This window comes from uncultured Rikenella sp., assembly GCF_948810725.1.
Classification (GTDB): Bacteria; Bacteroidota; Bacteroidia; order Bacteroidales; family Rikenellaceae; genus Rikenella.
In genome coordinates, this window is the sequence record NZ_CAQIVA010000017.1 from 19,379 (window position 1) to 33,542 (window position 14,164).

Sequence of the window (14,164 nt, forward strand, 5' to 3'; positions counted from 1 at the left end):
GCAGTGCAACCCCCGTGCCGTACTTTTTCCTCGGCCTCGCAACCGGCTCCCGGCGCGCGACCGAAAAAAGAGTATATTTGTGTACGGAAAGACCATGGACAGCATCCTCGACAGACCGATCCAGTACCTGCCCGGAATCGGGCAGAAACGCGCCGAACTGCTCGCCGCCGAAATCGGCGTCGAAACGTTCGGCGACCTGCTGATGCACATCCCGTTCCGATATGTGGATCGGTCGAAAATCTACAAAATCAACGAAATCCGGGAGGAGCTCTCCACACAATACATTCAGGTGAGGGCACGGGTACGCGACAAAGGGATCATCGGGACGGGCCACAAGGCGCGGCTGGCGCTGGTGGTGACCGACGACACGGGCGAGATGGACGTCGTCTGGTTCCGCGGCGCGCGATTCGTGATGAAGAAGCTCGAAGTGGGCCGTGAATACATCTTTTTCGGTCGCCCCACGATGTTCAACGGCTGGCCGAACATGGCACATCCGGAGTTTGAACCGCCGATCGTGATCGAAGGACAGGAGCCGGTCGGCATGCAGGGCATCTACAGCACCACGGAGCGGCTCACCTCGATCGGGCTGGGGACGAAAGCCATTTTCAATGCCGTGAAAACGCTCTGGGGGGCGGTCAAGAATTACATTCCGGAGACGCTGCCGGAATATCTGTTGCGACAGGAGCGGTTGGTGGGACGGGCCCAGGCGCTGCATGACATTCACTTCCCGTCGTCGGCTGAGGCGTTGCAGGCGGCGATGCGACGGCTCAAGTTCGAGGAGCTGTTCGTCATCCAGCTCCAGCTGTTGGGCCAGCGGCAGGTGCGGATGGAAAAGGTGCAGGGATTCAAGATGCCGAAAATCGGGGGCTATTTCAATATGTTTTACCGCGAACAGCTGCCTTTCGAACTGACGGGCGCCCAGCAACGGGTCGTCCGGGAGATTCGGGGCGACATGGTGAGCGGCCACCAGATGAACCGCCTGATGCAGGGCGACGTGGGGAGCGGCAAGACGATCGTCGCGCTGCTGTGCATCCTGATCGCGGCGGACAACGGATTCCAGAGCGCGCTGATGGCGCCGACGGAGATATTGGCCAACCAGCACTACCGGTCGGTGATGTCGCTGGTGGAACGGACGGGGCTGCGGGTCGAATTGCTGACGGGGAGCACGGGGCGGAGGAAACGGGCGGAGATTGCGGAGGGGCTGATGTCGGGCGAGATCGATCTGCTGATCGGCACCCACGCGCTGATCGAGGAGGGAGTTCAGTTTGCGCGGCTGGGATTCGCGGTGATCGACGAACAGCACCGGTTCGGGGTGATGCAGCGGGCCAAGTTGCGCATGAAAAGTCAGGATTTGCCGCCGCACGTGCTGGTGATGACGGCGACACCGATTCCGCGGACGCTGGCGATGACGCTCTACGGCGATCTGGACGTCTCGGTGATCGACGAGCTGCCGCCGGGGCGGAAACCGATACATACTTCTCATGCGCGGGAGTCGCACCGGTTGAGGCTGTTCGGCTTCCTGCGCGAGCAGATCGCCCGGGGACGGCAGGTCTATATCGTCTACCCGCTGATTCAGGAGTCGGAGACGCTGGATGTGGCGAATCTGGAGGCGGGGGCGGAGGTGATCGCGCGGGAGTTCCCGCCGCCGAAGTACACGAGCGTGGTGGTGCATGGCAAGATGCCGGCGCGGCTCAAGGATTACGGGATGGAGCAGTTCAAGCAGGGAAAGGCGCAGATTCTGATCTCGACGACGGTGATCGAGGTGGGGGTGGATGTGCCGAACGCGACGGTCATGGTGATCGAGAGTGCGGAGCGGTTCGGACTGTCGCAGCTCCACCAGCTGCGGGGCCGGGTGGGCCGGGGCGACGAGCAGTCGTACTGTATCCTGATGACGGGGGACAAGCTCTCGACGGAGGCGCGGCACCGGATGGAGGCGATGGTCTCGACGACGGACGGTTTCCGGCTGTCGGAGCTGGACTTGCAGCTCCGGGGGGCGGGCGACATCGACGGTACGGCGCAGAGCGGGCAGGGGATCGAGATCAAGGTTTCGAACCTGGCCAAGGACGGCGACATTCTGGAATATGCGCGGGGGGTGGCGGAAAGGGTGCTGGCGACGGATCCGAATTTGCAGGATCCGGCGAACGTACTTTTGGCGGCTGCGATCGCACGGCTGAACCGAAAGAAGAAGATCGAGGTGGACTTGAGCCAGATCAGCTGACGCACAAAGCGGTGACAACCATAGCGAAACAACACTTTTGCACGTCCCGCGGGCGCCCGTTGGGCGTTTTGTTAGGGTTCTCTCCGCTTTATAGTGAGGCGCGCGAACAGAAAACGGGGCCGAGGCTGGTAGTGGAAATGCGTAAGCATTTCCCGTCCACGGGACGTGGGGCCCGCGCGGCCTGAGCGCAGTACCCTCTTGTTGGCCAACCGCGCGCCCTGCCTAAAGAAGCGATTCAGCTATTTCGGCGGTGAGCTGAATATAGTTGAATCGCGCACGGCGCGCGAAAACGCGGCGGAGCGAAAGCGGAACCGCAGTGAGGCGGACACGGGACGGAGAATTGGGCTGTGCTTTGGGCTGTGCTTGTTCTTCGGGCACGAAAACCGTAGCCGGTTTTCGTGCCGTGTTGGGTCGAGCAGGAGGCTGGAATTTGGGCGATGGGTTGGGCCGAGCTGTTGGCCGTGCTTTGGGTAGTGCTTTGAGCCGAGAGCGAATAGCGCAGTTCTCCGAACCGCCGGCCTTGCGCGCTAGGCCTTTGGCCCACCCCCGGAACGCGCAGCCCCAACCCGACAGAATTGGGCGATGAATGAGGTGCTGTTCTTGCGGCTCGAAGAGCCGCGCAGTTCGCCGCCACCCCACGCGGCGGGCTGCAACTCGGCGGAGCTCGTTGCACTCACCGCTGGCGGCGAACTTTTGCAAACAGGGCGAGGACGAACCCGACAGACTGGGCGGTGAATGGGTGCTTTGCTCCTGCGACCCTTTAGGGTCGCGCGGGCCGAAGCCTCCGACCGCGGAGGCCCGCAACTCACGTTGCTGTGGACACCGCAGGCTTCGGCCGCCAACGTCAAACACAAGTAGGGTAAAAGCTGCCAAGAAGACGTCTTATGGGCACCGCCCCGGGCTACCGCGACTTCGGTCGGGCGAACTATGAAGGTGTAGCAAGAAATATCGGCCACCACGGGTACAGTTGGGCATCCTCTACCAGCGGAACCAACGGTGTATTTTTGGATTTTACCACGCAAACCCTTACCCCCAGTTTCCCAAACGGCCGCGGCCACGGTCTTCAGTTGCGCTGCCTCTCGGAATAAACGGTGCCACCGCACAAATTTACCTCCTCAACCCGACGTTTTATCCCCGGAAAAAGTTATATTTGTCAAAGAGTTATCCGAACAAAACCCAAACCTTCTCCCGCCATGTCACCCCACTCGCACACCTTGCCGCTCGTCGCACAGGACGAATGGCTCAGACCCGCAGCTCCGGAAATCGAAGCCCGATACGACCGATTCACCCACCGCGCCGACGAAATTCGACACTGGAGCGGATCGCTCGCCGATTACGCCAACGCCCACCTCTACTTCGGCATCCACTACGACCCGCAACGACACGGATGGTGGTTTCGCGAATGGCTGCCCGGAGCGCGGGAAGTCTTTCTGTTCGGAGACTTCAACGACTGGGAACGGACGCAGCATCCGGCTGAACGGGTGCCCGATTCGAACGGCGTGTGGGAACTCTTTCTGCCGGACGAAGCGACCGGAGGAAGGCTGAAGCATGGTAGCCTGGTGAAAATGTACGTCCATGGCGGAGACGGTTCGTGGATGGATCGAATTCCAGCATACATCCGGCGCGTGGTGCAGGACGAACAGTCGAAAGACTATTGCGGACAAGTGTGGGAGCCGCAGAGACCTTTCGCTTGGAACGAAGACCGGTACGACCTCACCGCCCGGGCGGCACAGGACGGCGGACTGCTCATTTACGAAGCCCATGTGGGGATGGCACAGGAGCGGGAAGGGGTCGGCACCTACGAAGAGTTCGCCGAACGCATCCTACCGCGGATCAAAGAGCTGGGATACAATGCCATCCAGCTGATGGCCATCGCCGAACATCCGTACTACGGGAGCTTCGGGTACCACGTGAGCAACTTTTTCGCGCCAAGCTCCCGATTCGGGACGCCCGAAGACCTAAAACGACTGGTCAAGCGGGCACACGAACTGGACATAGGCGTGATTATGGACCTCGTGCACTCGCACTACGTCAAAAACCTCAACGAAGGGATCAACCGGCTGGACGGAACGGACGGCCTCTACTCGCTGCCGGGCGAGGCGGGGGAACATCCGCAGTGGGACTCCATGCTCTTCGACTACGGGAAGTACGAAGTGCAACACTTTCTGCTCTCGAACGTCAAATACTGGCTCGACGAGTTCCATTTCGACGGCTTTCGGTTCGACGGCGTGACCTCGATGCTGTACCACCACCACGGGGTGAATGCGCCGGATTGGGGGCTGGAGGCCTATTTCGGCGGAGGAGCCAATCGGGATGCGATCCTCTACCTGACGCTGGCCAATGAGCTGATACACGAATTGCAGCCGGGAGCGGTGACGATCGCAGAGGATGTGAGCGGGATGCCGGGGGTGACTTTCCCGGTACGAGACGGAGGGATGGGGTTCGACTACCGGTTGGGGATGGCGATTCCGGACTTCTGGATCGAATACCTGAAGGATGTGCCGGACGAGGAGTGGGACTTGCACCGGATGTGGAGCGTGCTCTGCAACCGCTTGCCGGGGGTGCGGACGGTGGCTTACTGCGAATCGCACGACCAGGCACTGGTAGGGGATAAGACGATTGCGTTCCGCTTGATGGACAAGGAGATGTATTTCGCCATGAACCGCGAGTCGCAGAACCTCATTATCGACCGGGGCATCGCGCTGCACAAGATGATCCGGCTCGTTACCTCGACGCTGGGGGGGGAGGCTTACCTGACCTTCATGGGGAACGAATTCGGACATCCGGAGTGGATCGACTTTCCGCGGGAGGGGAACGGGTGGAGCTATGCGCATGCGCGGCGGCAGTGGTCGCTGGCCGAGGCGGACTACCTGCGCTACATCGACCTCGCACGGTTCGAGGGGGCGATGGTAGCGTTGCTGCGGAAATACCGGATACTCAGCGCGGGATACGGCTATCAACTGAAGGTGGACGAGACGAACAAGACGTTGATTTACGAACAGGCGGGGCTGCTGTTCGTCTTCAACTGGCATCCGACGGCGAGCATTCCGAACTACGAGCTGCCGGCGCCGCAGGCGGGGAAATGGCGGGTGGTGCTGAGCAGCGACGAGGCGGTTTTCGGCGGTCAGGGACGGGTGCGCTCCGGTTCGGAAAGCGCGGAATACTTCACCGATTCACGGATGGACGGGGATGGGGTGACACGCCATTACATGCGGATCTACAACGTCAGCCGGACGGCACTGGTCTTCGCCCGGGAAGACGATAACGGATTTCAAACCAGTCTAAGTTCCAAATCTTTCTCTTTATGAATACAAGAATCACCGGCACGATCGGCATCGCCGCCGTACTCCTCCTTTTCGGGAGTTGTAAAAACAACAAAGAAACAGGCGAAAGCTACCTGACGATTACTCCGACCGAAACGCTCCCGATGGAGGCGAGCGAGGGAACGGGCACGCTGACCATTGAAACGAATCTGCCGACCTGGGACTTCGCCATTGAAGAAGGAAAAGCCTGGTGCACTGCAGCCAAAGGGGCAAATAACACCCTTACGGTCAAGGCGGACTATAACCGCAGCGAAACGGAACGGTCGGCTGTCATTACCGTAACCGGCACTCCGAACGGTCGGGAACCGATTACACGTACGGTGACGGTCGTACAGGCTGCAACGGTCAATCAGGGCGCGGTATTGCTCGAACGGACTCCGTACTACGAAAAATATCCGGACGAACTGATCTCCAAAGCTACCGGCGACAAAACGACCGTGACGAGCAGCGTGATTCCTCTCTATTTTTATGGATGGGGCATCAATAACGACCACCGGTTCACACTCGACTTCCCGGCTGCGGGCGGGCCGACCTATCGACGGGCCATCCTCTCGTACCGGATGGGCGGAATGAATGCCGGACCGCACGAATATGATTATACGACCATGCTTTTCGTCAAGGACAAACGCAACGGAGAGTGGTTCGAATTGGTACGCGCCATCACGCCGTACGGAGGAAGTTTTGATGCCGGATGGGAAAAATATTTCTATTTCGATGTCACCGACTATCTGCCGATGTTGACGGGAACAACCGAATTCCGAATCTACTTCGACGGCGACTGGGGCGGGCCCTCATCGACCGGGCGCCGGCACACGGCAACCCTTACATTCGACTTGTACGAAGGCGAGCCGGAACGGAATCCGGTATGGGCAGCCAAGGTGTACGACAGCCATGTGAACGACAATACGGGATACCGGCGTTGGGGTTACGGCTTCTCGGGCGATGACGATATCGAGAACGATGCCCATATGGGGCTGCGTAATTTTACCGTACCGGAGGGGGTAAAAACAATCGAAATGAAAGTCACCATCACGGGATACGGACATGATCAGGGAAGATTTCCGGATCGAACCGGTTACCAGGTACGCAATGCGGCCGAGTTCGACTCCAACACCTACACCGTAACGGTGAATGGGAAAAAGGCGGCTTACCCGGGTACGATTTTCGTGAAATGCGGCAAAAACTATGCACAGGCGGGGACTTGCTATTATGACCGGGCCAATTTCTGTCCGGGAAATCCGGCCATTACTCATTACTGGCAATTGCTGGAGGTACCGCAGGAGGGCGGCGGAGGGATGGCGCTGAACCTCGACCTCGAACGATTCATCTCCTCGTTCAGCGGGCCGAAAGCGAATGACGGAGTGGCATCGTATTTTGTCGAAGTGGATCTGTTCGGATTCGATCGGTAACGGAACTCCTCTTTGGAGACCTTCTGAAGTAACGATCCCGGGTATCGTACGACACCCGGGATCGATTCGTAACGCCGTGACGCTCAGTACCGAAGCACGCGCCAGGCGGCCGGATAGAGGTTGTTGTAGCGTCGTCCGATGCGCTTGGCCCAGCCGAGCGCAACGCCGCGGCATACGACCAGATTCAGCCCTTCGGCGAACCGTTCGACGGGCAATGCGGCCGTATCCGTCCCTTTGCGCAAGTACTCCCGGGCGGCTTCCTCGTCCAGCTCGGCCACAGCCGCCGCCTGCCGGTTCAGACCGGCATACAAGGCCAGCGCATGGGCCGGTTTCAAGCTCCCGCGAATCAGCTCGCCCAGCTCCACGCCGGAATAAAGCAGGCCGAACCGCGCAGCACGCAACGTTTCGACCATCCGGTACATCTCCGGCGAAAAGCCGTAGACCGTCCCCTCGCCGACCCGACCGAAAAGCCACTCACCGTCGCCGATCCACCGCCGCGCCTCGCTCAGTTCCGACTTGACCAGCGACGCCAACTCCGTATTCTTTTTCGTTTTCCCGAGAGTACGCCCTTTCGCATCGAAATCCCCCGTTTTCCGAATCACAGCCGCGAAAAAGCCCTCGCTCCGCACCCGATGGGGATAAAAGTGCCACCCGGCACCCGTCGTCACGATCTCCTCCGGCACCCCGTCGAAATCGAGCACTTCGCCGCCCAACTCCTCCGCCACCCACCGGACATTCTCCTCATTTTCAGCCGCGTTGAAGGTACAGGTGCTGTAGATCAGCACCCCTCCCGGCCGCAACGCGGCCCACACGTCGCTCACGATCCGCCGCTGCCGCGCGGCGCACAGCTGCACGTTCTCGGGCGACCACGCCTCGCGTGAGGCGGGATCCTTGCGGAACATCCCTTCGCCGGAACAGGGGACGTCGGCGACGATCACGTCGAAATCTCCTGCCAGCCTCGCGCCGAAATCCGCCGGGTCGTTCGAAGTGACGGCCACATTCCCCGACCCCCATTTCTGCACGTTCTCGGCCAATATCCGAGCCCGCGACCGAATCGTCTCATTGGCCACGACAACTCCCTCCGAACCGACCACCGAAGCGATATGGGTGGCCTTCCCGCCCGGAGCGGCACACAAATCCAATACTTTAGGAGTCACGATTCCCGTCGTCCGGAGAATCCGCCGCAAGAGCCATCCGACGAACATCGACCCGGCCTCCTGCACATAATAAGCTCCGCCGTGAAACACCGGATCGGCCGTAAAAACAGGCCGGTCGGTCAGGTAACAAGCCTCGCCCGGCAACGCCCACGCCACAGGCTCGCCCACACCCGAAGGATCCGCCGGAAAATCCGTCAGGCGTTTGAACGGATTGAATCGTATGCTGACAGGAGGGGTCCCTTCCAATGCCTCGGCCAGTCCCGGCACTTCCGCCTCGACCCGGGCCGCGAAGGCTGCGGGCAAGCGTATCTTAGATGCTTCAGCAGCTTCCATCGATCTGTCTGGCAATGCGTTCGAGAATCGCTTCGCGGGCCGAAGGGTCGGTGACGAAATCCTCGCGGTCGACGTCGACGATCAATTTCGGCCCGTCGTAGGTGACGATCCACTCTTCGTACAACCGGTTGAGCCCTTCGAGGTATGCGGCGTCGATCGAGGCTTCGTAGACGCGTCCGCGCCGCTGAATCTGGCTGACGAGCGTGGGCACGGAGGCGCGCAGGTAAACGAGCAGCCGGGGCCGCAACAGGTTGGCCTCGGTAAAGCGATAGAGCTGCATGTAGGTGGTGTAGTCGCGCGACGAAAGGACGCCGACACGATGGAGGTTGGTGGCAAAGACCTGCGCGTCTTCGTAGATCGTGCGGTCTACGACGACGGACTGCACGCCTGTCCCTTCGGCCCGGCATTCGATTTCGCGGGAGGCGATGGCGTCGATCTGCCGCTGCCGTTTCCCGAGAAAATAGACTTGCAGGTTGAAGGCCCACCGTTTCATATCGTCGTAAAAATCGCCGATATACGGATTTTCGGTCTCTTCGTATTGGGCTTCCCAGCCGAGCCGGGCGCTCAACAGCTCGGTCAGGTAGGTCTTCCCGCTCCCGATATTTCCGGCAATTGCTATATACATCTCTTTTTTATTCTGAATGGTTATCTTTTTCCGGTCATCGGTCTCCGGGGAGCTCCCGCCCGCCCCGGGCTTCCGCAGTCATGCGGATGGCGCGTTGTGGGGCGTCGGCAACGCCGGGTTCTGCTGGTCATCTACGGTCAACGGAATTAACGGCATGTGTTTGGATTTCTACGCAATGTAGCTCTATCCTCGCTATGCGGACTGCCGTGCTTACGGTTTTCTGTTGCGTTGCCTCTCGGAATAAACGCGCCCACAGGGCGTCTTACTGGCTGTGTCTACCCCAACAACTGGCTGACTCTACCCTATTTCAATTTGACTTTACGGTCGGACGCCCGGGAGGAACGGCAACTCTCGGCGCGGAGCGGCGTGTTGCGGGCCGCCCGGGGGCAGGCGTCCGGCCCGCGCGGCTCTGCGAGCCGCAAGAACTCCACCACCAGCACTGCCCAGATCGGCTAAGTTCGGTGACGAGGCCGGCGGTTCTTCGAACCGCAAAAGCAACGCCCATTCACCCTCGGGCGCGCTACTCACTCTCAGCCTATAGCTGTTTGCCGCCAGCGGTGAATGCAACGAGCCCTGACGAGTTGCAGTCCGCCGCTTGGGGTGGCGGCGAACTGCGCGGCTCAAAGAGCCGCAGAAGCTCGGCCCAAAGCACTGACCCGTGTCCGCCTCACTGCGGCTCTGCTTTCGCTCCGCCACTTTCGCCGTCGCCCGCGGCAATTCTTGGGATTGGCCGAGCGCCAACCGGCAGAATATGCCTACTTTAGGCGGGCGGGCGACGGATTTTTGCGCGGAATCATTTTTTTCGCGCGCCTGCGCGATTCATCTATAATTCGGCTACCGCCGAAATAGCTGAATCGCTTCTTTAGGCGTGGCGCGCGTCTTTGGCTACGGGAGGGGACTGCCCTACACAGGGCGGGCGGTGCCTCCCGGCACTCGGAGTGGGCAGCCACGGCCCAATTCCTTTTTCCGCGCGCTGGCGGAAATCTTATTCAAACGCGAAACACGCGTTTGAATGATTTCCTACTCCAGTGGTCGCGCGCGGTTAGGCTAAGAAAGAATAGTAACGGCCTGCGCGCCATGACGCGAACGCGTCGGCCAAGCAGGCCACACGTCCCGTGGACGGGCGAAACTACGTTTCGCTCTGGCAGCCTCTACAAAAAAAACGCGCGGCAGCTTCTTCCTCCTCATTATTCACACGCACTCTATTCCTCCACCGCTCGCGACACGAAAATCTCCGGAATCGTCGTCCCCATCGAGGCCGCAGGCGGAGCGATTCCCAAAATATCCGCCAGGGTCGGAGCCACGTCGGTCAGATTTACCTGACGCTCCACATCCACATTCCCGACGCTGCTCCCGTACCAGATCAACGGCACGTGCGTGTCGTAGTTGTACGGCGAACCGGAATCCGACAACCGACCCTCGGTGTATTCGATCCAGCCCGGCATCAGGTTGATCGTCACATCCCCCGAGTTGCGCGGGAAAAAGCTGTTCTGCATCCGCTCCAGCACACCGCCCGTAAAATGGCCGTTCTGCAACGCCGTGGCCGTCACCGCCTGAGAGACGCCGCTGAACTGGATCGCGAAGTTAGCCACCCGGTTCTGCAAGTCCTCCAAATTGTGCCCTTTCTGATAAATCAGCCCGCGGTTCAGATAGATCTGCCGATTCTCGAACTTCAACAGCCAGTCGCCCGGCCCGAGCTGGGCCACCAGGAATCCCGATATGATCGCCGCGAACTGGCCGTTGTCGAACAGCCCGGCCGGCACGCGACTGTCGGCCCGAATCGGATCCGAGGCGCCGTGGTCCGAAGTCAGCACCACCAACAGCCGGTCGCGCCCCACCTGCGTATCCAGAAACTCCAGCAGCGAAGCCAAATCGGCATCCAGCCGATAGTAGCTGTCCTCCAGCTCGACCGACCCCGTCCCGTACTTCTCGCCGATGTACCGCGAGGCGTCGAAAACGAGGTTCAATACATCCGGTGCGTCGTCGTTCCCCAACCCCTCGTAGATGATCGACTGCACGGCAAAGTCCCGAACCAGCGTATTGGCCGCCGGAGAGGAGCGCAACCGGTCGTAGTCGTATTTCTTGCGGGTCAGGAAGTCGAAACTGAGTTTCCAGCTCGTGTCAATCGAAATATCGGTATAGACATCGTTGTGATAGGCTTTCAACGGACGGGAAATCTCCCATTTCTGGGCCGAATAGCCCACCACGGCCCCCTCTTCGTTGAACTTTTCGACCCACTGGGGCAGGGCCGAGACGTAATAGTCGCTCGTCACCCACTTGCCGTTCTTGCCGTTCAGCCAGTAGACCGCATCGGCCGAGTGGCCGCCCGCCACCACGGCCGAAACCGGGTCGAACGCAATACTCACCACTTTGGAGTCCCGATAGACGGCCTTGAGCTGGTCGCCCACCGTGCCGGCAATCAGTCCCCGGGGCGAAAACTGACCGTCGTACTCGTCGCTCCCCACGGTAAAAGCTTTCTTGTCCGCCGCCAGGTCGATCGCCTCGCCGGTCGTGTAGTTGAACCACCGCTCGCCCACCACGCCGTGCATCGACGGGTTGGCCCCCGTGGTCAGCGTGGCAAGCCCCGAACCGGTACGGGTCAGGGCATAGTCGTAAGAGGCTCGTTTGCAGAGCGATCCCTCGCGCACCAACGCATGGAAGCCCCGCTCGCCGAAGTTGTCGGCGAAGCGGAGCAGGTAGTCGTAGCGCATCTGGCTGACGACGATCTGGACAACGAGTTTCGGCGGCTGGCGACTGATGGCCGAGTGGCCGTGCGCAACGGAAACGGACGACAGCACGCTGCCGACCCCTATGAGGAGAGTGAGAAACTTTTTCATTCTGAATGAATTGAACGACAAATTTACGCAAAAAATTGCAGCTCTTCCGAAAAATCGGCCGTCGGGTAACGCGCTTGCGCCGCCTCGGCCCGACGACGCATCGACTGCCGGAAGGCGGCGTATTCCGCCCCCTCGGGATGCAACGGGCGGTGGTTCATCGCGCTCCGGAGTTCGCCGGCCGCCGAGACCAGCTCCGCCGCTTCGGCCGAGAGGAGCGATTCGGAAAACCGGGTACGAATATATTCGATGGCGAGGGACGAGGGATGGCACATATCATCGGCATAAAACCGGTAGTCGCGCAGTTCGCCGACGACGATCTCGTAAGCGGGGAAATAGTGCACGCGCCCGGCGAACCGTTCGGCGAGCCGGTGGGCGGCGAGAATCAGGGTCGATTTGCTCAGCTGATTTTCGACAAGTCCGTCTCCGCGATGGATCACGGGGCTGACGGTCAGAATCGTCTGTTTGTCGGGCCAGCGTTCCAGCCGGTCGGCCAGCGGTTCGACGATCTCGTCCACCGTCAGTCGCCGCCGAACGAAGCTCCGCGCGGGCAGTTTGTGGCAGTTGGCGACGACCTGCCCCTCGCGCTCGTAGACCCACGCGGTTCCGAAGGTGAGCATCAGGTACCGGGCCTCTCGCAAGGCCCGGACGCCTTCCGCACGCGCTGCTTCGATGCGGCGCACTACCTCCGCCGCATCGGGCCCCGAGAAGTCGCCGTGGTGCGTAAAGCTATGCCACAGGCCGTTATGCTCGATCAGATCAGTTGCACGGAACGGCCGGTCGGAGACGAGCCGTTCCAAGGTCTGCGCTATGCTGGCGGGATTATACAGGGCGCCGAAGGGATTGACGCACAAAGGCAGTTTGCCCGCGGCGAGCCACTGCCCGATGTGGTCGACAAAACAGGAGCCGAGGGCCAGACCGCGGTCGGCGGGGCCGATCCGAAAGGGATATCGGGGCAGAAGGAGGGGGGTGCGAAAAGAGGTCGGGTGGGACACGGCGCCGGGGGATATGAAAATGGATTTCCCAAAGATAGCCCTTTTTCGGTTCCCGTCTCCCGAAACGTTTTCCGGAAATTCACCGACCGAAAATTTGGAAATCCGGAAAGATTCCCTACATTTGCCTTTGTCTATCCGGACAACGAATATGATTCTGAACGCACATATCCACCACGGGCACCACTGCCATCATTGCTTTGCCGATGAGGGGAAGTCGCTTTTTGCCGGAATCGATATGTAGCTCACATATTTCATAGAACGCAAAACCGAAGCCTGCTTCTCCGACACGGAAAGGCAGGCTTCTCTTTTTTTCACACAAAACACAACTGATCATGATACGTATCGCTCTCCAATCCAAGGGGCGGCTCAACGAAGAGAGCCTCGAACTGCTCGCCGAGGTCGGCATCGACATCGAACGGGGCAAACGCCGGCTGCTGGCTCGCGCGGAGCTGTTTCCGATCGAGGCGCTCTACCTGCGGGACGACGACATTCCGCATGCGGTCGAACGGGGGGTGGCCGACCTCGGCATCGTGGGACTCAACGAGTACGAGGAGCGGCGGTGCGGGGCGACGGTGGTGCACAAACTCGGCTTCGGCAGGTGTCGCCTCTCGCTGGCGATCCCGAAGGGGGAGGAGTACGAGGGGATCGGGTATTTCAACGGGAAACGGATCGCGACTTCTTATCCGGTCATCTTGCGCAAGTTTCTGGAGGAGAAAAACATCGAGGCGGAAATCGAGGAGATTGCGGGGTCGGTCGAAATCGCTCCGGCGGTGGGGATGGCGGAGGCGATCTTCGATATCGTCAGCAGCGGGGGAACGCTGGTTTCGAACGGCCTGAAGGAGGTCGAAACGGCGATGCACTCGGAGGCGGTGCTGATCGCCACGCCGAGGCTGGAGCCGGAAAAGCAGGCGCTGCTGAACCAGCTGTTGTTCCGCATCGAGGCGGTGGAGCGTACGCGGGGCAAAAAATACATCCTGATGAATATCCCGACGGAGCGACTGGCGGAGGCGACGGAAATTCTGCCGGGAATCAAGAGCCCGACGATCCTGCCGCTGGCGGAAAGGGGGTGGAGTTCGCTGCATGCGGTGGTGGACGAACGGGTGCTCTGGGAAAAAATCGAACAGCTCAAGGCGATCGGGGCGGAAGATATTCTCGTCCTCACGCCCGAAAAAATGATTTTATAACTTGTCTCTTCGATAATCTGTTCTTTGAGCTGGACGGAACCGTACCTTTCTTGAAAGAAAGGTACCCAAAGAACTTTTGCAGAGGT

The 14,164-nt window shown here is 60.2% G+C and carries 9 protein-coding genes; 5 read left to right on the forward strand and 4 right to left on the reverse strand.

The annotated features are described in order from the left end of the window. Positions 1-79 precede the first annotated feature (79 nt). The 4 genes from recG to Q9S52_RS06410 all read left to right on the forward strand — a co-directional run bounded on the left by recG (position 80) and on the right by Q9S52_RS06410 (position 6,950). A complete protein-coding gene (gene recG, locus Q9S52_RS06395) occupies positions 80-2,218 on the forward strand; it encodes an ATP-dependent DNA helicase RecG (protein WP_370648995.1) in 2,139 nt (712 codons plus the stop codon). An 884-nt stretch (positions 2,219-3,102) separates the two neighbouring features. Then, a complete protein-coding gene (locus Q9S52_RS06400) occupies positions 3,103-3,306 on the forward strand; it encodes a hypothetical protein (protein ID WP_300728318.1) in 204 nt (67 codons plus the stop codon). Positions 3,307-3,411: 105 nt separating this feature from the next. Then, positions 3,412-5,526, forward strand: a complete 2,115-nt coding sequence (locus tag Q9S52_RS06405) for an alpha-amylase family glycosyl hydrolase (protein WP_304708535.1) — start codon at positions 3,412-3,414, stop codon at positions 5,524-5,526. After that, complete coding sequence (locus tag Q9S52_RS06410; RefSeq protein WP_294594265.1) at positions 5,523-6,950, forward strand: BACON domain-containing protein; 1,428 nt, start codon at positions 5,523-5,525, stop codon at positions 6,948-6,950. Before Q9S52_RS06405 ends, Q9S52_RS06410 begins: the two co-directional genes overlap by 4 nt. 83 nt (positions 6,951-7,033) lie before the next feature. On the opposite strand, the gene Q9S52_RS06415 is transcribed toward Q9S52_RS06410, so the two are convergent. The 4 genes from Q9S52_RS06415 to Q9S52_RS06430 form a co-directional block, all read right to left on the reverse strand. Further along, positions 7,034-8,410, reverse strand: a complete 1,377-nt coding sequence (locus Q9S52_RS06415) for an rRNA cytosine-C5-methylase (RefSeq protein ID WP_304708536.1) — start codon at positions 8,408-8,410, stop codon at positions 7,034-7,036. Positions 8,411-8,426: 16 nt separating this feature from the next. Then, positions 8,427-9,065 (reverse strand): deoxynucleoside kinase, encoded by a 639-nt coding sequence (locus tag Q9S52_RS06420; RefSeq protein WP_304708537.1) that lies wholly within the window; start codon positions 9,063-9,065, stop codon positions 8,427-8,429. A 1,202-nt stretch (positions 9,066-10,267) separates the two neighbouring features. Continuing rightward, positions 10,268-11,902, reverse strand: coding sequence for an alkaline phosphatase family protein (locus Q9S52_RS06425; protein ID WP_304708538.1), 1,635 nt, complete (start codon positions 11,900-11,902; stop codon positions 10,268-10,270). 23 nt (positions 11,903-11,925) lie between these two features. Continuing rightward, positions 11,926-12,894, reverse strand: a complete 969-nt coding sequence (locus Q9S52_RS06430; RefSeq protein ID WP_304708539.1) for a GSCFA domain-containing protein — start codon at positions 12,892-12,894, stop codon at positions 11,926-11,928. Positions 12,895-13,226: 332 nt separating this feature from the next. Here Q9S52_RS06430 and hisG point away from each other — a divergent pair, with 332 nt between their 5' ends. Next, positions 13,227-14,078, forward strand: a complete 852-nt coding sequence (hisG, locus tag Q9S52_RS06435) for an ATP phosphoribosyltransferase (protein ID WP_304708540.1) — start codon at positions 13,227-13,229, stop codon at positions 14,076-14,078. Positions 14,079-14,164: the final 86 nt, after the last annotated feature.

What these genes read in the sequence shown, in the direction of transcription:
- Q9S52_RS06405 (WP_304708535.1), top strand. Translation starts at nt 3,412, where the DNA reads ATGTCACCCCACTCGCACACCTTGCCGCTCGTCGCACAGGACGAATGG.
- hisG (WP_304708540.1), top strand. Translation starts at nt 13,227, where the DNA reads ATGATACGTATCGCTCTCCAATCCAAGGGGCGGCTCAACGAAGAGAGC.
- Q9S52_RS06420 (WP_304708537.1), bottom strand. Translation starts at nt 9,065, where the DNA reads ATGTATATAGCAATTGCCGGAAATATCGGGAGCGGGAAGACCTACCTG.
- Q9S52_RS06425 (WP_304708538.1), bottom strand. Translation starts at nt 11,902, where the DNA reads ATGAAAAAGTTTCTCACTCTCCTCATAGGGGTCGGCAGCGTGCTGTCG.
- Q9S52_RS06400 (WP_300728318.1), top strand. Translation starts at nt 3,103, where the DNA reads ATGGGCACCGCCCCGGGCTACCGCGACTTCGGTCGGGCGAACTATGAA.
- Q9S52_RS06410 (WP_294594265.1), top strand. Translation starts at nt 5,523, where the DNA reads ATGAATACAAGAATCACCGGCACGATCGGCATCGCCGCCGTACTCCTC.